This window comes from Lelliottia sp. AC1, from assembly GCF_023278595.1.
Classification (GTDB): Bacteria; Pseudomonadota; Gammaproteobacteria; order Enterobacterales; family Enterobacteriaceae; genus Enterobacter; species Enterobacter nimipressuralis.
This window is the reverse complement of record NZ_CP025699.1, coordinates 2,745,450-2,772,136: the sequence shown is the minus strand read 5'-3', so window position 1 is coordinate 2,772,136 and position 26,687 is coordinate 2,745,450. Positions and strand designations below refer to the sequence as shown.

Annotated in this window: 21 protein-coding genes, 4 tRNA genes and 1 pseudogene; 14 read left to right on the top strand and 12 right to left on the bottom strand. The window is 55.7% G+C overall.

The window, feature by feature from the left end; all coding sequences use genetic code 11:
* Positions 1-212: 212 nt before the first annotated feature.
* On the top strand, positions 213-275 hold the full coding sequence (gene yoeI, locus C0560_RS21045; RefSeq protein WP_100780850.1) for a membrane protein YoeI: 63 nt from the start codon (positions 213-215) through the stop codon (positions 273-275).
* Positions 265-1,623, top strand: a complete 1,359-nt coding sequence (locus C0560_RS13235) for an APC family permease (protein WP_181826542.1) — start codon at positions 265-267, stop codon at positions 1,621-1,623. The genes yoeI and C0560_RS13235 overlap by 11 nt, the downstream gene beginning before the upstream one ends.
* A 62-nt stretch (positions 1,624-1,685) precedes the next feature.
* Here the strand turns inward: C0560_RS13235 and sbcB are convergent, their stop codons facing one another.
* Positions 1,686-3,122 carry an exodeoxyribonuclease I gene (sbcB, locus tag C0560_RS13230; protein WP_248858702.1) on the bottom strand — a complete coding sequence of 479 codons (1,437 nt, stop codon included), beginning with the start codon at positions 3,120-3,122 and terminating at the stop codon, positions 1,686-1,688.
* Positions 3,123-3,320: 198 nt separating this feature from the next.
* Here sbcB and dacD point away from each other — a divergent pair, with 198 nt between their 5' ends.
* The 4 genes from dacD to C0560_RS13210 all read left to right on the top strand — a co-directional run bounded on the left by dacD (position 3,321) and on the right by C0560_RS13210 (position 6,743).
* Positions 3,321-4,487, top strand: a complete 1,167-nt coding sequence (gene dacD, locus C0560_RS13225; RefSeq protein WP_248858701.1) for a serine-type D-Ala-D-Ala carboxypeptidase DacD — start codon at positions 3,321-3,323, stop codon at positions 4,485-4,487.
* Between the two features lie 120 nt (positions 4,488-4,607).
* Positions 4,608-5,081, top strand: a complete 474-nt coding sequence (gene sbmC, locus C0560_RS13220) for a DNA gyrase inhibitor SbmC (protein WP_100779655.1) — start codon at positions 4,608-4,610, stop codon at positions 5,079-5,081.
* A 99-nt stretch (positions 5,082-5,180) separates the two neighbouring features.
* Positions 5,181-6,239 (top strand): FUSC family protein, encoded by a 1,059-nt coding sequence (locus C0560_RS13215; protein WP_100779656.1) that lies wholly within the window; start codon positions 5,181-5,183, stop codon positions 6,237-6,239.
* A gap of 168 nt (positions 6,240-6,407) precedes the next feature.
* A complete protein-coding gene (locus tag C0560_RS13210) occupies positions 6,408-6,743 on the top strand; it encodes a DUF496 family protein (RefSeq protein WP_095282548.1) in 336 nt (111 codons plus the stop codon).
* A gap of 111 nt (positions 6,744-6,854) precedes the next feature.
* On the opposite strand, the gene C0560_RS13205 is transcribed toward C0560_RS13210, so the two are convergent.
* Positions 6,855-6,930, bottom strand: a tRNA-Asn gene (locus C0560_RS13205).
* A 21-nt stretch (positions 6,931-6,951) separates the two neighbouring features.
* Between C0560_RS13205 and C0560_RS21040 the strand changes: the two are divergent.
* The 3 genes and pseudogenes from C0560_RS21040 to C0560_RS13195 all read left to right on the top strand — a co-directional run.
* A pseudogene (locus tag C0560_RS21040) lies at positions 6,952-7,032 on the top strand (DUF5951 family protein); the annotation flags it as partial.
* 126 nt (positions 7,033-7,158) lie between these two features.
* A complete protein-coding gene (emmdR, locus tag C0560_RS13200) occupies positions 7,159-8,601 on the top strand; it encodes a multidrug efflux MATE transporter EmmdR (RefSeq protein WP_248860287.1) in 1,443 nt (480 codons plus the stop codon).
* An 80-nt stretch (positions 8,602-8,681) separates the two neighbouring features.
* Positions 8,682-8,757 (top strand) — tRNA-Asn (locus tag C0560_RS13195).
* A gap of 95 nt (positions 8,758-8,852) precedes the next feature.
* Here C0560_RS13195 and C0560_RS13190 read toward each other — a convergent pair.
* From C0560_RS13190 to shiA, 3 genes are all read right to left on the bottom strand, one after another.
* Positions 8,853-10,625 (bottom strand): aminopeptidase P family protein, encoded by a 1,773-nt coding sequence (locus C0560_RS13190; RefSeq protein ID WP_248858700.1) that lies wholly within the window; start codon positions 10,623-10,625, stop codon positions 8,853-8,855.
* Between the two features lie 15 nt (positions 10,626-10,640).
* Positions 10,641-12,095, bottom strand: coding sequence for an AMP nucleosidase (locus C0560_RS13185; protein WP_107703302.1), 1,455 nt, complete (start codon positions 12,093-12,095; stop codon positions 10,641-10,643).
* Positions 12,096-12,171: 76 nt separating this feature from the next.
* Entirely contained in the window at positions 12,172-13,485 is a 1,314-nt protein-coding gene (gene shiA / locus C0560_RS13180; RefSeq protein WP_107703303.1) for a shikimate transporter, read from the bottom strand.
* A gap of 223 nt (positions 13,486-13,708) precedes the next feature.
* On the opposite strand from shiA, the gene pagP reads away from it, so the two are divergent.
* Positions 13,709-14,284, top strand: coding sequence for a lipid IV(A) palmitoyltransferase PagP (gene pagP, locus C0560_RS13175; protein ID WP_371923349.1), 576 nt, complete (start codon positions 13,709-13,711; stop codon positions 14,282-14,284).
* A 25-nt stretch (positions 14,285-14,309) separates the two neighbouring features.
* Here the strand turns inward: pagP and C0560_RS13170 are convergent, their stop codons facing one another.
* The 4 genes from C0560_RS13170 to C0560_RS13155 are packed head-to-tail and all read right to left on the bottom strand — an operon-like array spanning position 14,310 to position 19,659.
* Positions 14,310-15,233, bottom strand: a complete 924-nt coding sequence (locus C0560_RS13170) for an acyltransferase (RefSeq protein ID WP_181827959.1) — start codon at positions 15,231-15,233, stop codon at positions 14,310-14,312.
* A gap of 38 nt (positions 15,234-15,271) precedes the next feature.
* Positions 15,272-18,334, bottom strand: coding sequence for an efflux RND transporter permease subunit (locus C0560_RS13165; RefSeq protein WP_248858698.1), 3,063 nt, complete (start codon positions 18,332-18,334; stop codon positions 15,272-15,274).
* The gene (locus C0560_RS13160) at positions 18,334-19,419 is read right to left on the bottom strand and encodes an efflux RND transporter periplasmic adaptor subunit (protein WP_248858695.1); all 1,086 of its coding nucleotides are present in this window, start codon (positions 19,417-19,419) and stop codon (positions 18,334-18,336) included. Before C0560_RS13160 ends, C0560_RS13165 begins: the two co-directional genes overlap by 1 nt.
* Positions 19,420-19,476: 57 nt before the next feature.
* On the bottom strand, positions 19,477-19,659 hold the full coding sequence (locus tag C0560_RS13155) for a hypothetical protein (protein ID WP_181827987.1): 183 nt from the start codon (positions 19,657-19,659) through the stop codon (positions 19,477-19,479).
* Between the two features lie 276 nt (positions 19,660-19,935).
* On the opposite strand from C0560_RS13155, the gene C0560_RS13150 reads away from it, so the two are divergent.
* Positions 19,936-20,367 (top strand): universal stress protein, encoded by a 432-nt coding sequence (locus C0560_RS13150; RefSeq protein ID WP_102104050.1) that lies wholly within the window; start codon positions 19,936-19,938, stop codon positions 20,365-20,367.
* A 51-nt stretch (positions 20,368-20,418) separates the two neighbouring features.
* A complete protein-coding gene (locus C0560_RS13145) occupies positions 20,419-23,115 on the top strand; it encodes a cation-transporting P-type ATPase (RefSeq protein WP_248858694.1) in 2,697 nt (898 codons plus the stop codon).
* 92 nt (positions 23,116-23,207) lie between these two features.
* Here C0560_RS13145 and C0560_RS13140 read toward each other — a convergent pair.
* A tRNA-Asn gene (locus C0560_RS13140) sits at positions 23,208-23,283 on the bottom strand.
* 320 nt (positions 23,284-23,603) lie between these two features.
* Between C0560_RS13140 and nac the strand changes: the two genes are divergently transcribed.
* On the top strand, positions 23,604-24,521 hold the full coding sequence (nac, locus tag C0560_RS13135; protein ID WP_095282537.1) for a nitrogen assimilation transcriptional regulator NAC: 918 nt from the start codon (positions 23,604-23,606) through the stop codon (positions 24,519-24,521).
* Between the two features lie 96 nt (positions 24,522-24,617).
* Positions 24,618-25,568, top strand: a complete 951-nt coding sequence (gene cbl, locus C0560_RS13130; protein ID WP_100779667.1) for an HTH-type transcriptional regulator Cbl — start codon at positions 24,618-24,620, stop codon at positions 25,566-25,568.
* Between the two features lie 53 nt (positions 25,569-25,621).
* Here the strand turns inward: cbl and C0560_RS13125 are convergent.
* Together C0560_RS13125 and mtfA are read right to left on the bottom strand one after the other, a co-directional pair.
* Positions 25,622-25,697: transfer RNA gene (locus C0560_RS13125), tRNA-Asn, on the bottom strand.
* A gap of 100 nt (positions 25,698-25,797) precedes the next feature.
* Positions 25,798-26,595: a DgsA anti-repressor MtfA gene (mtfA, locus tag C0560_RS13120; protein ID WP_107703307.1), complete on the bottom strand. Its 798-nt coding sequence runs from the start codon at positions 26,593-26,595 to the stop codon at positions 25,798-25,800.
* Positions 26,596-26,687: the final 92 nt, after the last annotated feature.

Here is a 26,687-nt window from a genome sequence, read left to right as displayed (position 1 = left end):
AATCGCGAAGGGGTTCTGAATCTATTGCCTTTTATGCCAAAGATGGGGCAAAATGCGCCGCTGCAAAAAAATGAGATTAACCGACGATATAAAAGGCGTCGGTTATTTTTTTTGCATGTAACAAACGCCATTTAAAAACAAAGAGGCCGGGCTTCGTACCGGATAGATACTTACTAAAATCCGACAGTTGTTGTCGCTGAGGAATCCAGAAAATGGGGCAATCTTTTGCTTACGTGGCGGTTTTCACCGTAAAGGAGAATAACCATGTCGCATAACGCTACTCCAAAAACCTCTCGCGTGGAATTACGTAAAACACTTACGTTGATTCCGGTTGTCATGATGGGCCTCGCCTATATGCAGCCGATGACGCTGTTCGATACGTTTGGTATCGTTTCAGGCCTCACTGACGGTCACGTTGCAACGGCGTACGCCTTTGCGCTGGTCGCTATTCTCTTTACTGCGTTGAGCTACGGTAAACTGGTCCGCCGTTTCCCGTCCGCTGGCTCTGCGTACACCTATGCTCAGAAATCCATTAGCCCGGCTGTTGGCTTTATGGTGGGTTGGTCATCTCTGCTGGACTACCTGTTCATGCCGATGATCAACATTCTGCTGGCAAAAATTTACTTTGAAGCGCTGGTGCCTTCCGTACCGTCGTGGATCTTCGTTGTCGCGCTGGTGGCCTTTATGACCATCTCTAACCTGCGCAGCATCAAGACCGTGGCCAACTTCAATACCCTGATTGTTATTCTGCAGATGGGCATCGTGGCGGTTATCGTCGGCATGATCATCTACGGTGTGGCACACGGTGAAGGCGCAGGTACGCTGACCAGCACCCGTCCGTTCTGGTCTGAAGGCGCACACGTGGTGCCGATGATTACTGGCGCGACAATTTTGTGCTTCTCGTTCCTCGGCTTTGACGGCATCTCTTCTCTGTCTGAAGAGACTAAAGACGCAGAGCGTGTCATTCCGCGCGCAATTCTGCTGACTGCGCTGCTGGGCGGCATGGTATTTATCGGTGCCTCTTACTTCCTGCAGCTGTACTTCCCGGATATCTCTCGCTTTAAAGATCCGGATGCGTCTCAGCCTGAAATCATGCTGTACGTGGCGGGTAAAACCTTCCAGTGGGGCGTGCTGATCTTCTCAAGCGTCACCGTACTGGCCTCCGGCATGGCCGCTCACGCAGGCGTTTCTCGTCTGATGTACGTGATGGGTCGCGACGGCGTGTTCCCGACTCGCTTCTTCGGCTACATTCATCCGAAATGGCGTACCCCGGCATGGAACGTGCTGCTGGTAGGCGCTATCGCGCTGCTGGCGATTAAATTTGACCTGGTAACCGCAACGGCGCTGATTAACTTCGGTGCGCTGGTGGCCTTTACCTTTGTTAACCTCTCCGTGATCTCTCAGTTCTGGATCCGTGAGAAGCGCAACAAAACGCTGAAAGACCACTTCAACTACCTGTTCCTGCCGATGTGTGGCGCGATGACGGTGGGTGCGCTGTGGATTAACCTGGAAGAAAGCTCAATGATTCTGGGCCTGATCTGGGGTGGTATCGGCCTGGTGTACCTGGCTTGCGTGACCAAAAGCTTCCGCAACCCGGTTCCACAGTACGAAGATATCGCCTGATCCTGAGCGATGACGAAAAAAAACCGGAGCATATGTCTCCGGTTTTTTTATGCCTGAAACCCTCAGACAATCTCTTGCGCGTACTGGTACAGCGCTTTAAGCAGCGCCTGTTTCTCCGCGTTCCCTTCATACTGCGTATACAGCATTTCCAGCTCATCGGCGTACTGCTGCAAAAACTCCGGCGTAAAGACGTTACGACGGTGCTGCAACCAGCGCTCCTGCTCGGCTTCATCGAGGGTGCCAGGGAAGTTACGTGCCCGGTAGTTAAACATCAGCTTCTCGATACGCTTATCGGCAAAGGTGATATCCAGCGCCGGTAAATTTTGTGGATCTGTCTGCAATACGATATTCATGGCAGCGCGGTCGGCATCGCTGAAAAAACCGTTATAGAGCTGCGCATCGACGTTATCCGACGGCACAAAAGGCTCGGCTTCAGCAAAGATCGCCACGACTTTTTCACGCACTTGCGGGTTGTCACGCAGCACTTTCAGGTTATCGATGCAACGCTGGCGGTTCACACCCAGCCTGTCGGCATCTTCCGGGCGCAGCGTATTCGCCTGCGCCAGCACCGGGCATTTGTTGATATGCACCAGCTTAACCGGAACGGCGGCGTTATCGCCCAGCTCACTCTTCGGCGTATATAAACGTTCGCGCAGGGCGTCGCTGTCCAGTTCAAGCAGAGGTGAAATATCGCCCGCCAGATCGACCATAATCACCGCATTGCGATTATCAGGGTGCCACGCCAGCGGCGCGACCCAACTGGTATTTCCACGCCATGCGCCGAACATGCCAGAGATATGCACCAGCGGTTTCATCTGCGGGACGTCAATCAGGGTCATCAGTTTTTGCTTGCTGCGATGGCTGAGCAAATAGTCGAACATTTTAGGCTGCGCGGTTTTCACCAGCTTCGCCATGGCGATGGTGGCGTACACATCGGCCATTGCATCGTGCGCATTGCTGTGCTCAATGCCGTTGGCGCGGGTCAGATGCTCAAGACGGAAGCTGGGTAACCCGTCGTCATTCTCAGGCCAGTTGATCCCCTCCGGGCGCAAAGCGTAGCAGGCACGCATCACGTCCAGCAGGTCCCAGCGCGAATTGCGGTTCTGCCAGCTCCAGGCGTACGGATCGTAGAAATTGCGGTAGAGGATATTGCGCGTAACTTCATCATCGAAACGGATGTTGTTATAGCCCACGACGCAGGTATTTGGCACGGTAAACAGGTCATGAACGCGACGGGCAAACTCGGCTTCGTTCACGCCTTTCTCACGCGCTTCCTGTGGCGTAATGCCGGTCACCATCACGGCCCCGGGCTGGGGCAGATAGTCGTCGGGAGGCTTACAGTAAAAAACGTCCGGCTCGCCAATGATGTTGAAATCAGCGTCGGTGCGGATCGCCGCGAACTGCGAAGGCCTGTCCAGCGACGGGCTGGTGCCAAAGGTTTCGTAATCGTGAAAGAGAAATGTGGGAAGCGCGGCGGAATCAGACACCAGTAATACCATCCTGTTAAAAAGTGACACTGCTATGGTAAACGATCGGCGGCGACACGCCGAATAAAAAGCGTTTTTCAGTGCCAGAATTGCGCGCGGCCTTCCGCTAAATCTCTGCGTTACGTCACATTTTTTTGCAATTTAAACAGGTAATGGAGCGAGAACTTCCGTAAAAAGGGCAACGATTTTAAATGACCTGAGGAAATTTCGTTGAAACGCCGTCTGTTTATTGCTGTTTCTTTACTCGCTTCGAGTATTACGTCTGCCCTGGCTGCCGATCCCATGGACTACTCGCCGCAGCCGCCGGCCATTCAGGCAGGCTCCTGGGTGCTGATGGATTACACTACTGGTCAAATTTTAACAGCGGGCAACGAGCACCAACAGCGTAATCCGGCCAGCCTTACCAAGCTAATGACGGGCTACGTGGTCGACCGCGCGATCGACAGCCATCGTATTACGCCCGATGACATCGTGACCGTCGGGCGCGACGCGTGGGCGAAAGGCAATCCGGTGTTCGACGGGTCGTCGCTGATGTTCCTGAAAGCGGGAGATCGCGTCACCGTTCGCGATCTGAGCCGTGGCCTGATTGTGGATTCCGGTAACGACGCCTGTGTCGCGTTAGCCGACCACGTCGCAGGCGGCCAACCGCAGTTCGTCAACATGATGAACGACTACGTGCAAAAGCTGAACCTGCGTGATACGCACTTTGAAACCGTGCACGGCCTGGATGCTCCGGGCCAGCACAGTTCGGCTTACGATCTGGCGGTGCTGTCGCGGGCGATTATTCACGGCGAGCCTGACTTTTACCATATGTACAGTGAAAAGAGTCTCACCTGGAACGGGATCACCCAGCAAAACCGTAACGGGCTGCTGTGGGATAAAACCATGAATGTCGACGGGCTGAAGACCGGGCACACTTCCGGAGCGGGCTTTAACCTGATTGCGTCGGCGGTGGACGGTCAGCGTCGCCTGATTGCCGTGGTGATGGGGGCAGATAGCCCGAAAGGGCGCGAAGAGCAGGCCCGCAAGCTGCTCCACTGGGGCCAGCAAAACTTCGATACCGTGCAGATTCTGCGCAGTGGAAAACAGGTCGGCACGGAGCGCATCTGGTACGGCGATAAAGAGCAGATTTCCCTCGGGACGGATCAGGATTTCTGGCTGGCGCTGCCAAAATCAGAAGTGGCGAACATCAAAGCCAAATATGTACTCGATAAAAAAGAGCTGGAGGCGCCTATCGCCGCGCATCAGCGCGTGGGTGAAATTGAGCTGTATGACCGCGATAAAGTCGTTGCACACTGGCCGCTGGTGACGCTGGAGAAGGTCAACAAGGGCGGTCTTTTCTCACGTCTGAGCGACTATCTGCACCACAAAGCCTGACGGCCCAAAGAGCAGACTGGCACTCCTGCGAGTCTGCTCACATAATAAACATCTCGCATTTGCCGGACATAACGAATCTGCTTTATAGTGTATAAATATACAGTAATAAACGGAGGCAGTATGGACTACAGCATCAAGCAGCAACCGAAACGTAAAATCGCTGGTTTTCATATGGTTGGCCCGTGGGAGCAAACGGTCAAACAGGGTTTTGAACAGCTGGCGATGTGGGTCGATGGCAACCACATCCAGCCCCTCGAATGGGTGGCGGTCTATTACGACAATCCCGATGAAGTCCCCGCCGAAAAACTGCGCTGCGATACGGCGGTGACGGTCCCGGAAGATTTTCAGATCCCCGCGAACAGTGAAGGGGTGATCCTCACGGAAATCGCTGCGGGCGACTATGCTGTCGCCGTTGCGCGTGTCGAAAACCACGATTTTGCCACGCCGTGGTATAGCTTTTTCAACAGTCTTCTTGAAGATCACCATTACCAGATCGCTCCCAAGCCGTGCTTTGAGCGCTACCTGAACGATGGCAATGTCGATGGTTACTGGGATATCGAAATGTACGTCGCGGTGCAAAATAAAGTGGGTTGAGCAGCAATCCTGTTATTTGTGTGGTTTTTCTGTCGGACGTGATGCGTCCGGCAGAAAACACAGTACAATTGTGATTTGCCGTGTAGCTGGAGAGCGGGTGTGCGTCCCGACAAATCATTAACTCCTTTTGAAATCCGTTTATACCGACACTATCGCGTTGTGCATGGTTGTCGTATCGCGCTGGCGTTTATTCTCACTTTCCTGCTGGTGAGACTGCTGCACATCCCTGAAGGGACCTGGCCGTTAATCACGCTGGTGGTGATCATGGGGCCAATCTCTTTTTGGGGAAACGTGGTTCCGCGCGCCTTTGAGCGTATTGGCGGCACCATTTTTGGCTCCGCGCTTGGGTTGATTGCATTAAAACTGGAGCTGATTTCACTTCCCGTGATGTTGCTGTGGTGCGCAGGGGCGATGTTCCTGTGCGGCTGGCTGGCGCTCGGTAAAAAGCCCTATCAGGCGCTGCTGATTGGCATCACCCTTTCGGTGGTCGTTGGCGCCCCGGCGGGGGATATGGCCACTGCGCTCTGGCGAAGCGGCGACGTCATCCTGGGATCGCTTCTGGCGATGCTCTTCACCGGCATCTGGCCGCAGCGTGCATTCCTGCACTGGCGTATTCAGATGGCGAACTACGTGACCGCGGTCAACCGTGTCTATCAGGCGGGATTTTCCCCGAATCTGGTGGAACGCCCACGCCTCGAAAAGCATCTGCAAAAAATTCTCAACGATATCGTCAAAATGCGCGGGATTATTGCTCCCGCCAGCAAAGAGACGCATATTCAAAAGTCTATCTTTGAGGCGATTCAAACGGTCAGTCGTAATCTGGTGTGTATGCTCGAATTGCAGATCAATGCCCACTGGGCGTCGCGCGCCAGCCACTTTGTGCTGCTGAATGCCCATACGCTCAAGGAAACGCAGCAGATGACGCAGCAAACGCTGTTGACTATCGCTCACGCGCTGTATGAGGGGAACCCGCAGCCGATTCTCGCCAACAGCGAGCGGTTGAATGAGATCACCGCCGAGTTAAGAGAGCTGATCAACGAACATCAGGGCGACGGCGTGGCGGAAACGCCTATCCACGGCTATGTATGGTTGAGCATGGAAATGGCGCGGCAACTGGAGCTTTTGTCGCATCTTATCTGCCGGGCGCTGCGCAAATAAAAAGCAGCTATCTCCCGTTGTGACGCCTGCTGCTTCGATTCAGCAGCGATTGGGGTTATGATAGGATCAAACGATATAGTCATTGTCATTCGCAGCGGCTGTCAGTAAGGTTATCTGCACAGTGGTTGCTTAAACGAATCCGAATCTTACATTAGCAGGGGTATCAAAATGGAAACTACTAAGCCTTCGTTCCAGGATGTTCTGGAATTCGTCCGCCTGTTCCGCCGCAAAAACAAACTGCAGCGTGAAATCCAGGACGTTGAGAAGAAGATCCGTGACAACCAGAAACGCGTTCTGCTGCTTGATAACCTGAGCGACTACATCAAGCCAGGTATGAGCGTTGAAGCCATTCAGGGCATTATCGCCAGCATGAAAACCGACTACGAAGATCGCGTAGACGACTACATCATCAAAAATGCTGAGCTGTCCAAAGAGCGTCGTGACATCTCCAAGAAGCTGAAAGTGATTGGCGAAATCAAAAACGGCGAAGCGAAAAGCGAGTAACTGTCGCGAAGATTGATACGGCCTCTCTGCGAAAGCAGGGGGGCTTTTTTTTGGGTTTTTTACAGGCCCAGAAAAGCAAAAAGCCTGCTGTAAAAGCAGGCTTTTCAAATTTGGCTCCTCTGACTGGACTCGAACCAGTGACATACGGATTAACAGTCCGCCGTTCTACCGACTGAACTACAGAGGAATCGGTTAGGAGGCTTATCTTAGCGGCGAAAAAACTTTTGTCAAACCTGATCTTACACTCAATGGCTCAACTGCTGATTCTGTCGACAGTTTGTCGTCATTCTCTACAATTTTTTGTGGAAAATACTTTGCAGGATTAGCGTTTCTCCCTCATTATTTGAAATGGAGTTTCAACTTTCTCTCGTTAAGGTCCATTTTGAACGTCACTTCCGCTCTGCGCCATGCCGTCATGCGTACGCCCTGGTATGCCAAACGTAAAAGCTATCGTGTTCTGTTCTGGCGTGAAATCACCCCTCTTGCTGTGCCTATCTTTCTGGAAAACACCTGCGTCCTGCTGATGGGCGTCCTCAGCACGTTCCTCGTGAGCTGGCTGGGTAAAGAGGCGATGGCGGGCGTGGGTCTTGCGGACAGTTTTAACATGGTCGTGATGTCATTCTTTGCGGCCATCGATCTCGGTACCACGGTGGTGGTGGCCTTTAGTCTCGGTAAACTCGACCCGAAACGCGCGCGCGAGGCGGCGAGACAATCCCTGATGATCATGACCATTTTCTCGATCATCCTGGCGGCGGTGATCCACTATTTCGGTAAAGAAATTATCGATATCGTGGCGGGGGAGGCGACCAGTGAAGTGAAAAGCCTGGCGCTGACGTACCTCGAAATGACGGTGCTGAGCTATCCGGCGGCGGCCATTACGCTGATTGGCAGCGGCGCGCTTCGCGGTGCGGGCAACACCAAAATTCCGCTGCTCATTAACGGCGGGATGAACATCCTCAATATCATCATCAGCAGCATTTTGATTTACGGGCTTTTCTCCTGGGATGGCATGGGATTTGTGGGTGCCGGGCTGGGGCTGACTATCTCCCGCTACATCGGTGCGGCTGCGATTGTTGCGGTGCTGATGATTGGTCTCAATCCCGCGCTGCGTATTTCATTGAAAAGCTACTTCCGCCCGCTGAATTTCGCCATTATCTGGGAAGTGATGGGAATCGGTATTCCTGCCAGCATTGAGTCGGTGCTGTTTAACGGCGGGAAACTGCTGACCCAGATGTTTGTCGCCGGAATGGGCACCGATGTCATCGCCGGTAACTTCATCGCGTTTTCAATCGCCTCGCTGATTAACCTGCCGGGGAACGCCCTCGGTTCGGCTTCGACGATCATCACCGGTAAACGGCTCGGCAAAGGGCAGATTGCTCAGGCGGAGCGCCAGCTGCGCCATGTGTTCTGGCTGTCAACGATTGGCCTGACGATTATCGCCTGGGGAACCGCGCCGTTCGCAGGGCTGATGGCCTCGTTCTACACCCATGAGGATGACGTTAAAGAGGTGGTTAAAATCCTCATCTGGCTGAATGCGGCCTTTATGCCGATTTGGGCGGCCTCCTGGGTGCTTCCTGCGGGGCTGAAAGGGGCGCGTGATGCGCGCTTTGCGATGTGGGTATCGATGCTGGGCATGTGGGGCTGTCGCGTGGTGGCGGGCTATGGACTCGGGATTATGCTCGGGATGGGCGTGGTGGGCGTCTGGCTGGGGATGTTCCTCGACTGGGCGGTGCGCGGCGCACTGTTCTACTGGCGAATGGTCAGCGGCCGCTGGCTATGGAAATATCCACGCATCAAGACCACGAATGCTGCTCCTGACGTGTCAGAACGGATGACAAATGTGCGAACTGAGGAATAAAGCAGCAATCGAACGATTTTCTGCAATCTGTCTTTGACAACGAAAGGTGGCGTCGATAATATGCGCCCCGTTCACACGATTCCTCTGTAGTTCAGTCGGTAGAACGGCGGACTGTTAATCCGTATGTCACTGGTTCGAGTCCAGTCAGAGGAGCCAAATTTGAAAAGCCTGCTTTTACAGCAGGCTTTTTGCTTTTCTGCGTTCAGGAAAATTGCCCGATAGCGACTTCGCTTACCGGGCAACGCGACGCGCTATCGGTTCACGCGAATCGGAGCCGTTGCTTCAAACAGCCACGGACGCGCATCGCTGTTCACCCGTGGCGATAACACGTCCCGCACCTGCTGATGGTACTCATCCAGCCACTGCTTCTCTTGCTCGGTCAGCAGCGCGAGTTCCACCTGGCTCAAATCAATCGGGATCAGTGTCAGCGAGGCAAACTTGCAGAAGCCCGGCATGCTCTCCACGATCTCCACCTGATTCTCAATGCGAATACCGTGACTGTCGGCCTGATAATAACCCGGCTCGATGGTAATGATATTCCCGGCGACCAGCGGCCACGGATTCACTTTTTTGGCGATACGCTGCGGATTTTCATGGATCAGCAACTGATGCCCTACGCCGTGACCGGTACCGTGATCGTAATCCAGCCCCAGCTCCCACAGCGGACGGCGGGCGAATGCATCGAGCTGATGCCCCTGCGTGCCCGACGGGAACTGGAGTGAAATCAGGGATAAAAAACCTTTCAGCACAGCGGTATAGTGCAGGCGCTGCTGCGGGTCCAGCTTGCTGTACGCAAGCGTGCGGGTCGCATCGGTGGTGCCGTTCTGATACTGGCCGCCCGAATCATTCAGGTAGAAATGCCCGCTGGTGATCGCTTTGTTTGATGCTGCGCTGGAGTGGTAATGACACATCGCGGCGTTACTGGCGGAGGCCGAAATCGTCTCGAAGCTCTGCTCGATAAAACCAGGCTGCTGCTCGCGGAAGACCAGCTGCTGCGCCTGCGCTTCCAGCTCGGTCAGCGGCTTGCTTGCGGCCTCGCGCTGAGGGACTTCATGAGACAGCCAGGCGAGGAAATTCACCCAGGCGGCGCCGTCCTGCTGGTGGCATTCGCGATAGCCTTCCAGCTCGACCGGATTTTTATTCGCCTTCATCAGCGTCACCGGATCGGCCTGCCAGAGGATCTCTCCCTGCGGCTCAATCGCAAAACGCAGCGCGACGGGCGCGGAATCCGCATCCAGCCACACGCGCTTGCCTTCACCCAATTGCTTGCAGCGAGTCACAAAATCATCCTGCGGCGAGACGACAATCCCCTCCAGGGCAGAGGCGGGAAGATCGCGGATTTTGTCCCCATTAACGAACCATTCCACGTCGCCCGTGCGGCTCAACAGCGCGAACGAGAGCGGAACCGGGCTGGTGGGGATGTCGCAGCCACGCACGTTCAACAGCCAGGCGATGTTATCCGGCATGGTTACTGCCAGATAATCCGCGCCGTTATCCTGTAGCAACTGCGCCACACGACGACGTTTGTCGGCGCTGCTTTCACCGCTGATTGCCACCGGCATTTCGCGGATCAAGCCTGCCGGAGCGGCAGGGCGGTCGGTCCAGAGCGTGTCGAAAGGCGATGTCTCAAGCGGGACAAATTCACAGGCGGTGGCGGCAAGCTGCTGATACTCGTTGTGGGTCATCAGCAGAGGATCAAAGGCGATGCGCACGCCTGCGCTCGCGTTGTTTTCCAGCCACTGGGCCAGCGGTTCGTTGTGCAGATGATGGATCGCAAAATCATCCATATTGACCTGCACACGGGCCTGCACCTGATAGCGGCCATCGACGAACAGCAGGGCGCGATCTTTAAGGACCAGCGCCAGCCCCGCAGAGCCGTCAAAGCCGGTCAGCCACGCCAGTTTTTCGAAATGTGGTGCGCAGTATTCGCTCTGCCACGCATCCGTGCGCGGCACGATCATGCCGTCGAGGCTGTTTTCCTGTAGCCACTGGCGAAGCGCCGTAAGGGGTGATGAGGTGTGCATGAGAAATCCTTGTTTTTAGCGGAACGGCGGCTCGTTAAAGGTACGCAGTTTGCGCGAATGCAGCTTGTCGCCTTCCGCACGCAGTAAATCAATCGCGCGGATACCGATCTGCAGATGTTCGGAAATCGCCCCCTCGTAGAAGCGGTTAGCCTGGCCCGGAAGTTTAATCTCACCGTGCAGCGGTTTATCGGAAACGCACAGCAGCGTGCCGTAGGGAACGCGGAAACGGTAGCCCTGGGCGGCAATGGTGGCGCTTTCCATGTCGATCGCCACCGCGCGGCTTAAGTTAAAGCGCAGGGAGGAGGCGGAGTAACGCAACTCCCAGTTACGGTCATCGGTCGTCACCACGGTGCCGGTGCGCAGGCGTTGTTTGACCTCTTCACCCGGCATTCCGCTCACCTGTTTGGTGGCGTCGTACAGGGCGCGCTGGACTTCGGCGATGCTTGGAATGGGGATATCTGGCGGCAGCACGGCGTCGAGAACATGATCGTCACGCAGATACGCGTGTGCCAGCACGTAGTCGCCAATCAGCTGGCTTTCACGCAGCCCACCGCAGTGGCCGATCATCAGCCACACGTCCGGGCGCAGCACCGCCAGATGGTCGCAAATGGTTTTAGCATTTGACGGGCCGACGCCGATGTTGATCAGGGTAATCCCCTGGCCGTCAGCGGTGATCAGGTGCCAGGCGGGCATCTGGTGCTTTTTCCACGCCAGATCGGAAATCGCCATTTCAGGCGCTTCGGTCTCGGCGGTGATCCAGATCCCACCCGCGCAGGAGAGCGCCACGTACGGGCTGTCCGGGTCGAGGATCTGGCTGCAGCCCCAGCGCACAAACTCATCTACATAGCGGGTGTAGTTGGTGAACAGCACAAAGGGCTGGAAATGTTCAACCGGGGTCCCGGTGTAGTGACGCAGGCGTGCCAGGGAGAAATCGACGCGTCGGGCATCGAAGTGCGACAGCGGAGAAAACTCCGCAGGATGGTAAATCCCATCGGCGGTCTCATCGCCAATCTGCGACAGCTCAGTGGTTGGGAAATGGCGCGTCAGCCCGGCGCTCATGGAACGGTCCAGCGTCAGCGCTGAGCCGTCGATGACGTACGGGTAAGGAATTTCATGCAGCGACGGCTCTACGGCGATATGGGCGCCGTAATCCTGATACAGCAGCGTCAGTTGCTCTTCCAGATAAGGGCGGAACAGGGAAGGGCGGGTAACGGTGGTGGAGTAGCATCCTGAATGGGTAAAGCGTGCGTAGGCGCGGGTTTTTGGCGTGGTGGTGGTGCCGCCGTCCCAGGTCACCGAAAGCGAGGGATAAACAAAAAGGCCATCGATTCTGGCCTTTTCATCAGGAAGCGTTCCGTTCTCAATATACTCGCTAATGGCGTTGCGCAGGGCGTTAACCGATTGATCGTACAACGCCTCCAGCTTTTCCAGAGCCTGAGCAGGTGTCAGGCTTAAGCCCTTATTATTCATGTCTGTCTCCTTGATCCACAGATGTGCGACGTCACTCGATAGTATGTCACCCACATGTGAAAAAAAAGTCAGGACATCATTCGTGAGACTCTTTCATCAGCAGCGCCGTCATCGCGGAGATCAGGCAGCCCGCCAGCAGATAGACCGCCACGCTCTGCCAGTTTCCGCCGGAGAAGGTCACGAGGGCGGCGGCGATAAATGGCGTGAATCCGCCGCCCACCACGCTCGCCACCTGATAGCCGACGCCCGCACCGCTATAGCGATAGCTTGCGCCAAACATCTCGGTGAACATCGGCTGCTGCACGCACACCACCATGTCATGGGCGACATTGGCCAGCATAATGGCGAAGAACACAATCCAGAACATTGACTGAGCTTCCAGCGCCATAAAGAACGGCCAGGCGCTGAGGCTGCCAATCAGCGCCCCGGTGATGTACACGCGGCGACGACCAAAGCGATCCGCCAGCCAGGCAAAACAGGGGATCGTCAGACAGCTGATTCCGCCGACCAGCAGACCAATATTCAGAAAAAGCTCACGCGGCAGGCCGAGGTTTTGTGTCGAATAATTGAGGGCAAAGGCGGTGACGATATACATCGTCAGCAGTTCGCACAGGCGCAGGGCGATAATTTTCATGAAGGCGCCGGGATGCTGCAGCAACGCTTCCATCACCGGCAGGCGCTTTTTCGCCACCGGCGGTTCGCTCTTCTGCTTTTCAAATTCGGCGGACTCTTCCATGCCGTTGCGGATCCACAGGGCGGCCAGCACCAGCACAATGCTGAACAGGAACGGAATGCGCCAGCCCCAGCTCAGGAACTGCTCGTCGGTGGTGAGCGAGCTTATCAACGACACCAGCCCTGTTGAGAGCAACAGGCCAACGCCATACCCCACCTGCACGCCGCTACTGTAAAAGGCTTTTTTATGTTTCGGCGCACTTTCGACGGACAACAGCGCCGCACCGCCCCATTCGCCGCCCACGGCAAAGCCCTGAATCGCGCGCAGGGTCACGAGCAACACCGGCGCCCACCAGCCGATGGTGTCGAAGGAGGGCAGAATGCCGATCAGTGCGGTGGCGATGCCCATCATCCAGACCGTGAGCATTAACATCCGTTTGCGACCCAGTTTGTCACCGAAGTGGCCGAAAATCACACCGCCTAACGGACGGAACAGGAAGCCGACGCCAAAGGTGGCAAACGCGGCGAGCGTGCCCATCGCCGGGCTGACCTGGGGAAAAAATTCGCGGTTAAACACCAGAGCGGCAGTGATGCCGTAGAGCAGAAAGTCATACCAGTCGACGACGGCACCGGCGAAGCTACCAAGAGCAGCGCGTCGGGCGCGGTTAAGCGATGGTGTCTCCTCGTTGGGGCGTTCGGAGATGAGGGTGGAGTCCATTTTTTGTCCTGTCAGTACCAAATTTCTAATTATTAGTATGCTAAAAGGTTGCTCACATCGTCCCCGTCAGAGAGACGGGAACAATGAGACTACCCCGACAGGCAGCAGGCGAAAACAATTTTATCCGTACTGGGCGGTAAAATTTCCAAAACGCGGCGAAGGAGTTTCCAGAAAGGGGTTACAGTAATACTTATCGCAGAACGATTTTGCTGAGGGAATGATGATGCACCCGATTCGGATTGTCTTACTCATTATGCTGATGTGGTTTGTGGCTCCCCTGTATGCTGAACCGGGCGTTTACGGGGAACAGCGCATTACCGGCTGGTGGAACAATCTTACCAGCGATGTCTCCCAGACGTGGAACGACCCGCAAAACTACGATCTCTATCTGCCCTTTTTGAGCTGGCACGCGCGCTTTATGTACGATAAAGAGAAAACCGATAAATACAATGAAATGCCGTGGGGCGGTGGGTTTGGCGTGTCCCGTTATAACGAAGCGGGGAACTGGAGTTCCCTCTACGCGATGATGTTTAAAGACTCTCATAACGAATGGCAGCCGATTATCGGCTACGGCTGGGAGAAGGGCTGGTATCTCGATAATGCGCGCGATTTTCGCCTCGGACTGGGCGTGACGGCGGGGATCACCGCCCGCCAGGATTTTGCCAACTATGTGCCGCTGCCGATTATTTTGCCGCTGTTCTCGGCCGGGTATAAACAGCTAAACGTGCAGTTCACCTACATTCCCGGGACCTACAACAACGGCAACGTGCTGTTTGCCTGGTTGCGCTACGGGTTTTAGCTGCGAGGCGCAGCGCCACCTCACATTAAAGGGTGATGATTTTTTTCACCACCGAGTTTGACAGGGCCAGCATCGAAATCAGCACCGAGGCGATGAACGTCAGCGCAATCAGCAGCAGTTTGGTGGTGAGCGACGTCACCGGGATCAGCGAGGTGAGCAGATGAAACACAGAGTAGTGAAGAATATACACCCCGGTCATCGTTTTGCTGACGGCGGCTAAAATGGCCTCTTTGAATTCGATATTTTTCCGAAAACGCACGCCGTTGGCGGCAATCACCAGCGCCACAATCAGGATATAAATCTGGGAGCCGGTCAGAATGAACGCGTTTCGATCCGCCTTGAACAGGGCGAAAAAGAAGTGCCGCTCATAAAACCAGGTAAACAGATAAATCACCGGAATGGCTGCAATGGCCGTTTTCACGACGTTACCCTTGCTGATCCAGGCGGAAATAACCGGGTCGAAGAAGATCTGTCCGGTGAGATAGAACAGCAGCCAGGTCCAGAGCCGGTACTGAGGGGGCAGCGAGAGCAAATGTTTGTCCGGGTAGAGTGCCGACAGCAAATCATAGCTATAGGCAAAGATCAGCAGCGCGAAGGCCACGCCAATCAACAGGTTGCGCCGCTGGCTTAGCCACTCGATCAGCGGATGGAAGGTGTAAATCACGATAAAGGTGAAAACAAACCACGGCTGGATTAAATACCCGCGCTGATACGGCTCCCACAGGTAATAGACCGTCATCCAGAACAGAAAAACCATCACCACGGCTTTGATTTTATCGAGCTGCCAGCGCGAGCCGTGGCGCGACTGGGCATCCAGATATCCCGCCACCACAAAAAACAGCGGGGTGGCGATGGTCGAGATAAAGGTGAGAAAGCCAAGGATCCAGTGGTAATCGTAATCGTAGCGATCCCAGGTGTGGTACAGCGTGAAAAACGTCACCGCCGTCATGCATCCCAGCGTTTTAATGATGTTCAGCCCTGTGGGGTTCATTGGGGTCGTTCCCTCTCCGTGGGGTGGAAACAGGCATAAATAACCGGAAGGACCAGCAGGGTCAAGACGGTTGCAAAGCCCAGGCCGAACATAATCACCACCGCCATGCTCTGGAAGAAGACATCGCGCAGCAGCGGAGCGAGCCCCAGCACCGTGGTGAAGGCGGTGAGCAGGATAGGGCGCAAACGTGACGTAGCGGCATCAACAATCGCCTGGTACTGCGCTTTGTGCTCTTTCTGCTGCTCGATCTCTTCCACCAGCACGATGCCGTTACGAATGAGCATCCCGCTCAGACTCAGCAGCCCAATGAGCGCCATAAAGCCAAAGGGAATGCCGGTGAGTAAAAAGCCCGGCGTCACGCCAATCAGCGCCAGCGGCACCGTCAGCCAGATCGCCACCGCGTTTTTCACCGAGCTAAACATCAGAATGGTGATGATAAACATCACCAGGAAACCCAGCGGCAGCGTGGTGAAAATACCCTGCTGCGCCTCGCTGGAGTTTTCCGCGTCGCCGCCCCACTCGATGCTGTAGCCGTGCGGCAACGGCAGGGCGTCAATGTCAGGTTTGACCCGCGCCAGAATATCGCCGGAGGTCTCCTGACTGAGCGGATCGGGATCGGTCTGCACCGTCAGCACCCGGCTGCGGTCCCGGCGCAGGATCAGCGGATCTTCCCACTCAAGGGCAAAGCCGCTCACCACGTTGCTCAGGGGAATATACTGCTGACGGTTTTGACTCCAGACCAGCACGTTATTCAGATGGTTTGCGTCCTGGCGCTCGCTTTCCGGCGGGCGCACGATGACCGGCAGCAGATCGGAGCCTTCCCGATACAGCCCGACGCGGCTGCCGGAGAAATTCATCTCCAGTGCGCTGTCGATATCCTGTTTATCCACCCCCAGCTCGCGCCCGGATGCCGCAACGTACTGCGGGCGAATCACTTTGCTGCGGTTTTGCCAATCATTGCGCACGCTGTCGGTAGCCGGATCGCGGGCGAGAATCGCATCCACCTGGCTTGCGATCAGGCGCAGCCGGTCCGGGTCCGGCCCTTTAATGCGCACTTCGATGGCGCTGTCGCCGGACGGGCCAAACATCACCCGTTTGGTACTGGCGTTAATTTCGGGATAGTGCCGGGCAATATCGTCGTCAACGTGGCGCGTGAGGGCGGCGATATTTCTCTGATCGTCCATGCGCACCATGATCTGCGCGTAATTGCTGTACTGGCGCTGGCCGCTGTAGGTCAGAATAAAACGCATGCTCCCCTGACCAATCGTTGAGACGGTGGTCACCACGCCGGGCTGGCCATTGATCGAGTTTTCAATCTCGCTGGTGATTTTTTCGGTCTGGGCGATATCCGTGCCGTAGGGCAGCCACAGGTCGACAAAGAAGATGGGCGTATTCGACGACGGGAAGAAGTTTTGCCGGACCGCGCCAAACCCCCAGATAGCGGCCGCCAGCAGGACCACCATCAGCGCCAGAGTAATGGCTTTGCGCTGCAGCAGGGCGTTGAGCATATGCTGATACAGGCGGTAAAACCGCTGATTATAGGGATCGGCATCCGCAGGGGCGTCAGCGGTTTTCTGCCCCTTAAACAGCCACCACTTGATCATCACCGGCGTGATGGTGAGCGCCGAGAACCAGCTCAGCAGCAGGGAGATCAGCAGCACCTGGAACAGGGATTTACAGTATTCGCCTGTTGAATCCTGGGATAAGCCAATCGGCGCAAAGGCGAGAATGGCGATCACCGTCGCGCCCAGCAGGGGCAGGGCCGAGCGGCGAATGACGTAGTTAATCGCCGTCATCAGCGTGGAGCCGCGCTGGCGTGCAATCAGCACCCCTTCGACGATCACTATCGCATTATCGACCAGCATACTCAGGGCAATAATCAGCGCGCCCAGGGAAATTCGCTGTAGCTCAATACCCCAGAGGTACATGATCAGCAACGTCCCCAGCACGTTCAGGGCCAGCGAGAGGGCGATAATGATGCCGCTGCGTAATCCCATAAAAATCAGCAGCACGCCGATCACGATTGCCAGCGCCATCAGAAAGTTAATGATAAAACCGTTCACCGAGTGGCCCACTTCGGCGGCCTGATCGTAAAACAGATCGATGTTGATGCCCGCCGGTTTTTCCGCTGACATCTGCTGCAGTTTGGCCTCCAGCGCGTGGCCCACGTCGATCACATTGACGCCCGGAATGAAGGAAACGCCCATGGTCACGGCCTGGCGGCCATTGGCATGGTAAATACTTGACGGCGAAACCGTCAGCCCGCGAGAAAGGGTGGCGATATCGCGCAGACGCGTCGCGGCCCCGACGCCGGGCGGGGTGATAATCATGTCGCCGAGTTCGTCGAGATTTTCAAATTCGCCCGTCGGATGCAGGCGAATGGATTCGCTGCCGGAAATGATCTCCCCGGCGTTGGCGATGCTGTTTACCCGCCCCAGCAGGGTTGAAATCTGCCCGAGAGTGATCCCGCGCGCCGCCATTTTGGGGAGCGAAATGTCGACATTAATTTGCTGCGGAACCGCACCGCCAATCGCCACTTTCCCGACGCCGGGGATGAGCACCAGCTCGCGGCGCAGCTGATCGGCATACTGGGCCAGCTCAGGGTTGGTAAAATTGTCGCCGGAGAGGGCAAAGAAAAAACCAAACACATCGCCGAAGTCGTCATTCACGAACGGTGTCACCACGCCCGGTGGAAACTGACGCGAGGCGTCGCCCACTCGGCGGCGCAGCTCATCCCAGATTTGCGGCAGTTCGTTGGAGTGGTAGCGCGAGGCGATATTCACGGTGATCTGCGACAGCCCGTTTGACGAGATCGAGCTGATGTTATCGAGGTAGGGCAGCTGTTGCAGGGCATTTTCCAGCGGAAGCGTGACCTCTTCTTCCACCTGCTGGGCCGAGGCGCCGGGATAGTGGGTGATGACAACCGCCGTTTTAATAGCAAACGTGGGATCTTCGAGGCGACCGATGTTCAGCAGCGCAAAAATACCGCCGACGCCCAGCAGCAGAACCGTCAGCCAGACGCGAATGGGGTTATCGATAAACTGGCGAGAGATATCCATTACAGGCCTCGCTCGCGGGTCCAGATCCGCACCGGCTGTTGGGCGTGAAGTTCGCCGACGCCCGCAGCCACCACGCGCTCTCCGGCCTTCAGCCCGTCGGTAATGATAATCCCCTGAGCGGTAACTTGTCCGACCGTGACTTTGCGATCTTCCAGCTGCAACGTATCACCCTCGCCTTTGACCACCCACACGTGCGGCTCGTTGCGCGGGCTGTTATCCGGATTGAACACCGCTTCCACCGGCACAACCAGCGCCTTGCGCCCCGCGCCCGCCGGAAGATTCGCCAGATTGACCGTCACGGTGCCGCTAACGCCGCCGACAGCCGGGAAATCATCCGGGCGCGGCATGGTTAAAATCACCTGCCAGGTGAGGGTAATACTGTCACTGCTGCCCGTATGCTCTTTATAGACCGCGCTGAATTCGCGCCCCGGCAGGGCGTTAATTTTCACCAGCGGGCGGTAATCAGCGTTACGGATATCCAGGGTTTTGAACAGGTTTTCGGGAATGCTAAACACCACGTCGAGCAGATCCGTTCGGGTCAAGGTCACGATTGGCTGCCCGGCAGCAACCACCTGATGATTACGTACCTGAACGCTTGCGGCTGTGCCTGCAAAAGGGGCGGTGAGCGTCATCTGACTCAGCTCTTCCTGGGCGATTTTTAGGGCGGCATTGGCGGAATCACGGGTGGCGCGCTGCACGTCCATCTCGGCTTTGGAGATCGCCTGGCGTCCGGCCAGCGTCTGAAAACGATCGAACTGGCGCTGGGCAAGCGTGGCCGAGGTCTGGCGGTCTCTTACCCGCTGCTGGGCTTCGCGCGCATTGAGGCTCGCCAGCTGCTGGCCCTGTTTCACAGGGGTGCCCTGGCGAATATCGAGTGTTTCAATCTGTCCGCCGCGCTTAAAGGAGAGGTCGGTGGCATCGCCGGACTCAATTCTTGCCGGAAAGACGCGCTGTTGCGCCTGGCCGGCATCCATCACCGTGGCGACTTTCACCATTCTCGACTGAGGCGGAACATCTGGTGCTTTTTGATCGCAGGCGGAAATACCAAGAATAAGGGCCGGTATAAGCGAAACGTAACGATTCACACTATTCCCCTAATAAATAAAAACGCCATTTATTACGAATACTTACCTTGAACGGTTTTATTCGGCGAAGGCGGATACCATTAGATACGTAAAGAGTCCTACGGCGGCGCTGGACACAATGGCCAGCACAATAAACAACGCGAGGCGAATCAGGCTATATCCAAACATCATTCCTCCCAGGATCTCAACGCCGGTGAGCCAGGGCGGCTCATGCAGCGTCAGTCGCAGATGTTTAAGCAAAGCATAGCCTGTGAAGCGGGAAAAGGTTAAACAGCGCCTAAAATTGGCAGGCAGATGAAATTGCTACCTTTGAATGAGATATGCGAAAGAACTCAACGTTAATTTATTATTTTTCATGAGATTAGTCAGTCGTCAGAAAATACCGAGTGTCCTGTGCTACGTTTAATAGCATCCCGTTCATTTCTTTGTACCCGGTTGTGGTGCTAATTCCCCTGTGTGTCATGACCCGTAGCGTTATTCATTACATATTCTGTTGGTAATTAAAGGATGCTCACTATGTACAGAAATATTCTGGTCCCGGTCGATGTCTATGAAATCGGGCTGGCCGATAAGGCGCTGGCTCACGCACAGTTTCTCGCCGAGGCGGCTTCCGCTGATATCCATTTACTGCATGTGATTCCAAAATTCTCGCCGGAACTGACGCGCGGGTTTATTTCCGACGCGCGAAAGATGGACGACTATATGATTAATAACGCAAAAGAAAAACTCACTGCTCTGGTGCAGAAAACCGCTTTTGCAGCCGATCGGCTCCATTTTCACGTGCGCAGCGGCAACGTGCGCGATGAGGTCACCAAACTCGCCGACGAGCTGATGGCAGAGGTGATCATTATCGGTTCGCGCAACCCGAATATTCAGACCCATTTGCTCGGCTCGGATGCGGCCAATATTGTTCGCTATGCCCACGTTCCGGTTTTTGTCGTGCGCTGAGAGCGAAAGTGACAGTGTGCGTTTTTCGTTGCAGGACTTGAGGACGGAAGAATGAATACAGAAAAACCGGTCCAGCCCTTTTACCGGCTCTCCGTAGAAGAAACCCTGGCACAAACAAACAGTACCCCAGACGGCATCAGCGGGGCGGACGCAACGGCGCGCCTGTCGCAGTACGGTGAAAATGCCCTGCCGCAGAAACCCGGCAAACCCGCCTGGCTGCGCTTTTTAGCGCACTTTAAAGATGTCCTGATCTATGTCCTGCTGGCGGCGGCGCTGCTGACCGCCGTAATGGGGCATTGGGTTGATACGCTGGTGATTCTGGGCGTGGCGGTAATCAACGCCCTCATCGGTCACATTCAGGAAAGTAATGCGGAAAAATCCCTGCAGAGCATTCGCAATATGCTCTCCAGCGAAGCGGTGGTGGTTCGTCACGGCAATCATGAAACGGTCCCGACCACCGCGCTGGTGCCGGGGGATATCGTGGTGATCCGCGCGGGTGATCGAATTCCTGCCGATTTAAGGCTGCTTGAAGCGCACAACCTGCGGGTGGAGGAGGCGATTCTGACGGGGGAATCTACCGTCGTGGAAAAAAGCACCGAGAGACTGGAAGGGGAGCTGCCGCTGGGGGATCGCACCAATCTGCTGTTCTCCGGGACCACGGTCAGTGCCGGTGGCGGCAAAGGCATTGTGGTGGCGACGGGCGGCGACACGGAGCTGGGCCATATCAACCAGATGATGGCAGATATTGAACAGCACCGCACGCCGCTGCTGGTGCAGATGGATAAGCTCGGCAAAGCCATTTTCATTATTATCCTAGTGATGATGGCGGCGCTGTTCGTCTTCAGCCTGCTGTTCCGCGATATGCCGGTTTCCGAACTCATGCTGTCGCTCATCAGTCTGGCGGTGGCGTCGGTCCCGGAAGGTTTGCCTGCGATTATCTCGATTATTCTCTCCCTGGGCGTGCAGACCATGGCGCGGCAGAAAGCCATTATCCGCAAACTGCCGACGGTCGAAACCCTGGGGGCGATGACGGTAATCTGCTCAGATAAAACCGGCACCCTGACCATGAATGAGATGACGGTGAAAGCGGTGATCACGGCGGAGAAAATCTATCGCGTCGAAGGCGATAGCTATGAGCCGATGGGGAATATTCACCCGATTGACGACCCGACACCGGTGGCGGTGACTCATGGCTCGCTGCTTGAGCGCTATCTGCGCACGATCAATCTCTGCAATGACAGCCAGCTGATGAAAGACGAACAGGGGCTGTGGAAAATCACCGGTGGCCCAACGGAAGGGGCGCTGAAGGTGCTGGCCGCTAAAGTGCCGCTGCCGCCTTTGCAGACAGAGCTGCGCAGCAAAATCCCGTTTGATTCCCAGTATAAATACATGTCGACCCTCCATCGCATCGGCGATGAAGAGATGATCCTGATTACCGGTGCGCCGGACGTGCTGTTCAGGCTGTGCCAGCATCAGCAGACGGAAAGCGGGCTGCAACCGCTGAATCAACCTTACTGGGAAGCGCAGATTGAAGAGTATGCGCGGGAAGGTTTACGTATGGTGGCGGCAGCCTGGAAGCCCGCAGGTGTTGATCAAACGACGCTGGACCATCCGGATTTGCAGCAGGGCGTGATTCTGCTCGGTATCGCCGGAATGATGGACCCGCCGCGTCCGGAAGCCATTACCGCTATTGGCGAATGCCTGCAGGCGGGCATTCGCGTGAAAATGATCACCGGCGACCACCCGCAAACGGCAATGAGCATCGGCAAAATGCTGGGAATTGGCAATGCCGGGAACGCGATTACCGGACGTGAGCTGGAGGTCATGGATGATCAGCAGCTGAGCGAAGCGGCGCAGAGCTATGATATTTTTGCCCGTACCAGCCCGGAGGATAAATTCCGCCTGGTGCAGGCGCTGCAAAGTAAGAAAGAGGTGGTCGGGATGACCGGCGATGGGGTTAACGATGCGCCTGCGCTGAAACAGGCTGACGTCGGTATCGCCATGGGTATCAAAGGGACCGAAGTGACCAAAGAGGCGGCGGATATGGTGCTTACGGATGATAACTTCGCCACCATCGCCAGCGCGGTTCGCGAAGGCCGTCGGGTTTACGATAACCTGAAAAAAACCATTCTCTTTATTATGCCCACCAACCTGGCGCAGGGCTTACTGATTATCATCGCTCTGCTTGCCGGGAACTTAATTCCGCTGACGCCGGTGCTGATCCTGTGGATGAACATGGCGACATCCGCCACGCTGTCGTTTGGCCTGGCGTTTGAGGCGGGCGAGCGGAATATCATGAAACGCCCACCGCGCAACCCGAACCTGCATGTCATGGACGGGTTTGCAATCTGGCGCGTGGTATTTGTCGGCTCGATGATCGCCGTGAGTGCCTTTGTGCTGGAAGCCTGGCTACAACCGCGCGGCTATTCACCGGAGTTTATTCGCACCGTCCTGTTGCAGACTCTGGTGACCGCCCAGTGGTTCTATATGCTGAACTGCCGTGTCTCCGACGGCTTCTCCCTGAGTAAAGGGCTGCTGGCCAATCGCGGGATCTGGATAGTCAGCGGGGTGCTGCTGGTACTTCAACTGCTGATTATCTACGCGCCGTTTATGCAGATGCTGTTCGGCACCGAGTCACTTCCGTTCCGCTATTGGGTCATTACCTTTATTATCGGCTTCGCGATGTTCCTGATTGTCGAAATCGAAAAACCGTTGACTCGCAGGTGGCGGGTGGATGCGACAGGTTAGCCCTGTGGCCGGGTAAGGTGCAGCCGCCGCCCGGTAATTTCCCTGAACGCAGAAAAGCAAAAAGCCTGCTGTAAAAGCAGGCTTTTCAAATTTGGCTCCTCTGACTGGACTCGAACCAGTGACATACGGATTAACAGTCCGCCGTTCTACCGACTGAACTACAGAGGAATCGTGTGAACGGGGCGCATATTATCGACCCCAATAACGCTTGTCAAAGGGGAGATCGATCCCTTGTGATCGTTTGCTGACAAAATCAGCAAAGTGCTTTCTTTCCCGGCAAAATGCACACTTCTGGTGCAGGCTTACCCCTTATGGGGCAGATCGTAAACCGCTGTTTCAGTAATAAAACGGAGCAGGGTGATTAGATTTCCTTATTTTCAGCCGCTTAGCGTACTCATCCGTCCTCTTTTAAAAACTGGCATCCATATTGCAAAAACTCTTTCAACAATGAGCGCCAGTACCGGCACTGTATTTTAACAGGGGGCAAAATGAACTTAAGACGACTGAAATACTTCGTAAAAATCGTCGATATCGGTAGCCTGACCCAGGCCGCGGAAGTGTTGCATATCGCGCAGCCTGCGCTGAGCCAGCAGGTGGCCACTCTGGAAGGTGAACTGGACCAGCAGCTGTTGATCCGCACCAAGCGTGGCGTGACGCCAACGGAAGCCGGTAAGATTCTCTACACCCATGCGCGCACAATTCTGCGCCAGTGCGAACAAGCGCAGCTGGCCGTATGTAACGTCGGACACACCCTGAGCGGACAGGTGTCGATTGGCCTTGCGCCAGGCACCGCCGCGTCTTCCATCACCATGCCGCTGCTGCAGGCCGTTCGCGCCGAGCTGCCGGAGGTGCTGGTCTATCTGCATGAAAACAGCGGGTCGGTTCTTAACGATAAACTGCTCAACGGTCAGCTCGACATGGCGGTACTGTACGATCGCTCACCGATTGCGGGGATCACCAGCCAGCCGTTGCTGAAAGAAGATCTCTACTTGGTGGGGACGCGCGATTGTCCGGGCCAGAGCATTGATTTAACCGCCGTGGCAGAGATGAATCTGTTCCTGCCGCGCGATTACAGCGCCGTGCGTCTGCGCGTCGATGAAGCTTTCTCTCTGCGTCGCCTGACGGCAAAAATCATCGGTGAGATCGACTCTATCTCGACGTTGACCGCCGCGATTGCCAGCGGAATGGGCGTCACGGTGCTGCCGGAATCCGCTGCGCGCTCTCTTTGCAGCGCCGCGAACGGCTGGATGGCGCGGATCACCACGCCATCCATGAGCCTGCCGCTGTCTCTGAATATGTCTGCCCGCGGCTCTCTGTCGCCACAGGCGCAGGCGGTGAAAGAGATCCTAATGTCGCTGGTCAGCCGTCCATCGCTGGAGAATCGTGAACTGCAGCTCGTGAGCTGATATTCCATAAAGGAATAAGATGCTGGTTTTTATTATTTGTTCTGCAGGTCTGCTGACTCTAACAATAGGGCTATGTCAGATGCGCCGGAGTGAATCGTGAATTTCCAGCAACTTAAAATTATCCGTGAGGCGGCCAGGCGGGACTACAACCTGACCGAAGTCGCCAACATGCTTTACACCTCTCAGTCAGGCGTCAGCCGCCACATCCGCGAGCTGGAAGAAGAGCTGGGCATTGAGATTTTCATCCGCCGCGGCAAACGCCTGCTGGGGATGACGGAGCCAGGTAAAGCGTTACTGACCATCGCTGAGCGCATACTCAACGAAGCCAGCAACGTTCGACGCCTGGCGGATCTCTTTACTAACGACGCGTCCGGGGTGCTGACAATCGCCACCACCCATACGCAGGCGCGCTACAGTCTACCGCCGGTGATCAAGGCATTCCGCGAGCTATTTCCGGACGTCCGGCTGGAGCTGATTCAAGGCACACCGCAGGAGATCGAAGTGTTGCTGCAAAACGGCGGGGCGGATATCGGTATCGCCAGTGAACGCCTGAGTAACGATCCACTGCTGGTGGCGTTCCCCTGGTTCCGCTGGCATCACAGCCTGCTATTGCCCGTCGACCATCCACTTCATCAGGTTTCGCCCCTCACGCTCGAAGACATTGTCAAATGGCCGCTGATTACCTATCGGCAGGGCATTACCGGCCGTTCGCGTATCGACGAAGCCTTTAATCGCAAAGGGCTGACGCCGGATATCGTGCTGAGCGCACAGGATTCGGATGTGATCAAAACCTATGTAGAGCTGGGGCTTGGCATCGGCCTGGTGGCGGAACAGTCCGGCGGCGAGCGCGAGCTGGGGGATTTGGTGCGCCTAGACACCCGCCATCTGTTTGATGCCAACACCGTCTGGCTGGGGCTTAAGCGCGGACAGCTGCAACGCAACTATGTCTGGCGCTTTATCGAGCTGTGCAATGCCGGTCTGTCGGTGGATGAAATTAAGCGTCAGGTAATGGAAACGGAAGAAGTGGCGATTGATTATCAGATTTGAGGGTGAAATGCGGAAAAGCAAAAAGCCTGCTGTAAAAGCAGGCTTTTCAAATTTGGCTCCTCTGACTGGACTCGAACCAGTGACATACGGATTAACAGTCCGCCGTTCTACCGACTGAACTACAGAGGAATCGTGTGAACGAGGCGCATGTTAATGGCCTCGCTATTTTGTGTCAACACTAAATTCAACTTGCTGATTCAAATGATTAATTAAGAGCCAACCTGCTGTTTTAGTGTACTTGAGAGGACGAATGTCCACCAGGTCCCGCATTTTCACGTAGACGTTGCAGCGGATCTTGCTGGTAAAAATGGCAAAAACGCTGCCACAGCGCCGGGAAGCGGGGAGCGAACAGTTCGGGTGCGCTGAAGAAATATTCCGACAACACCGCAAAACACTCTGCCGGATCGGTCGCTGCGTAGGCATCAATGCTGGCTGCGCTTTCACCCACCAGATCGATCTCATCCTGGATATTGTTCATTGCCGCATGGAGATCGTGCTCCCAGCTCGCAACTTCCCGCAGAGGGATAAATGGCACGCCGCTGGCGCGATCGCCGTTGCGGGTATCCAGCTTATGGGCGACTTCGTGAATAATCAGATTAAAACCGGAGGCGTCAAAGGAGTCCTGAATATCCAGCCAGTTGAGGATAATCGGGCCTTGCTGCCAGCTTTGTCCGGACTGCACGACGCGCTGATTATGCACCAGCCCAATGTCATCTTCCCATTCGTCGTCCACCACGAAAGGCGCCGGGTAGATCAGCACTTCATGGAAGCCGTCGAGCCACTCAAAGCCCAACTCCAGCACAGGCAAACAGAAGAGCAGGGCGATACGCGCGCTTTTAAGGGCGTCCAGCTCAAAACCCTGAAGCGGGACGAGGCGTTTTTGCTGTAAAAAACGATCGGCTAACTGAACCAGTCGGGTTTGCTCATCGGGGTCGAGACTGGCGAGTACCGGAATAGCCAGCGCCTCTTCCCACGGAAAAGTCGTGTTCGGTGCGGTTTCGTTCGATTTCCAGGGCCACTTAATCATCGCTTCGCTCGCAAACTCATCACTTGAACAAAAATGCAGGATAAGGATCTGTTAAAATGCCAAATTACCTGGCATCATGGCAACCACTATAA

Bases quoted from the DNA above. Each gene is read 5' to 3' on its own strand.
- C0560_RS13145 (WP_248858694.1), top strand. From the start codon at position 20,419: ATGAATACAGAAAAACCGGTCCAGCCCTTTTACCGGCTCTCCGTAGAA.
- C0560_RS13185 (WP_107703302.1), bottom strand. From the start codon at position 12,095: ATGAATAATAAGGGCTTAAGCCTGACACCTGCTCAGGCTCTGGAAAAG.
- mtfA (WP_107703307.1), bottom strand. From the start codon at position 26,595: ATGATTAAGTGGCCCTGGAAATCGAACGAAACCGCACCGAACACGACT.
- C0560_RS13210 (WP_095282548.1), top strand. From the start codon at position 6,408: ATGGAAACTACTAAGCCTTCGTTCCAGGATGTTCTGGAATTCGTCCGC.
- pagP (WP_371923349.1), top strand. From the start codon at position 13,709: ATGCACCCGATTCGGATTGTCTTACTCATTATGCTGATGTGGTTTGTG.
- C0560_RS13150 (WP_102104050.1), top strand. From the start codon at position 19,936: ATGTACAGAAATATTCTGGTCCCGGTCGATGTCTATGAAATCGGGCTG.
- C0560_RS13165 (WP_248858698.1), bottom strand. From the start codon at position 18,334: ATGGATATCTCTCGCCAGTTTATCGATAACCCCATTCGCGTCTGGCTG.
- sbcB (WP_248858702.1), bottom strand. From the start codon at position 3,122: ATGGTATTACTGGTGTCTGATTCCGCCGCGCTTCCCACATTTCTCTTT.
- C0560_RS13235 (WP_181826542.1), top strand. From the start codon at position 265: ATGTCGCATAACGCTACTCCAAAAACCTCTCGCGTGGAATTACGTAAA.
- C0560_RS13190 (WP_248858700.1), bottom strand. From the start codon at position 10,625: ATGCACACCTCATCACCCCTTACGGCGCTTCGCCAGTGGCTACAGGAA.
- sbmC (WP_100779655.1), top strand. From the start codon at position 4,608: ATGGACTACAGCATCAAGCAGCAACCGAAACGTAAAATCGCTGGTTTT.
- shiA (WP_107703303.1), bottom strand. From the start codon at position 13,485: ATGGACTCCACCCTCATCTCCGAACGCCCCAACGAGGAGACACCATCG.
- C0560_RS13170 (WP_181827959.1), bottom strand. From the start codon at position 15,233: ATGACGGCGGTGACGTTTTTCACGCTGTACCACACCTGGGATCGCTAC.
- emmdR (WP_248860287.1), top strand. From the start codon at position 7,159: ATGCGTACGCCCTGGTATGCCAAACGTAAAAGCTATCGTGTTCTGTTC.
- nac (WP_095282537.1), top strand. From the start codon at position 23,604: ATGAACTTAAGACGACTGAAATACTTCGTAAAAATCGTCGATATCGGT.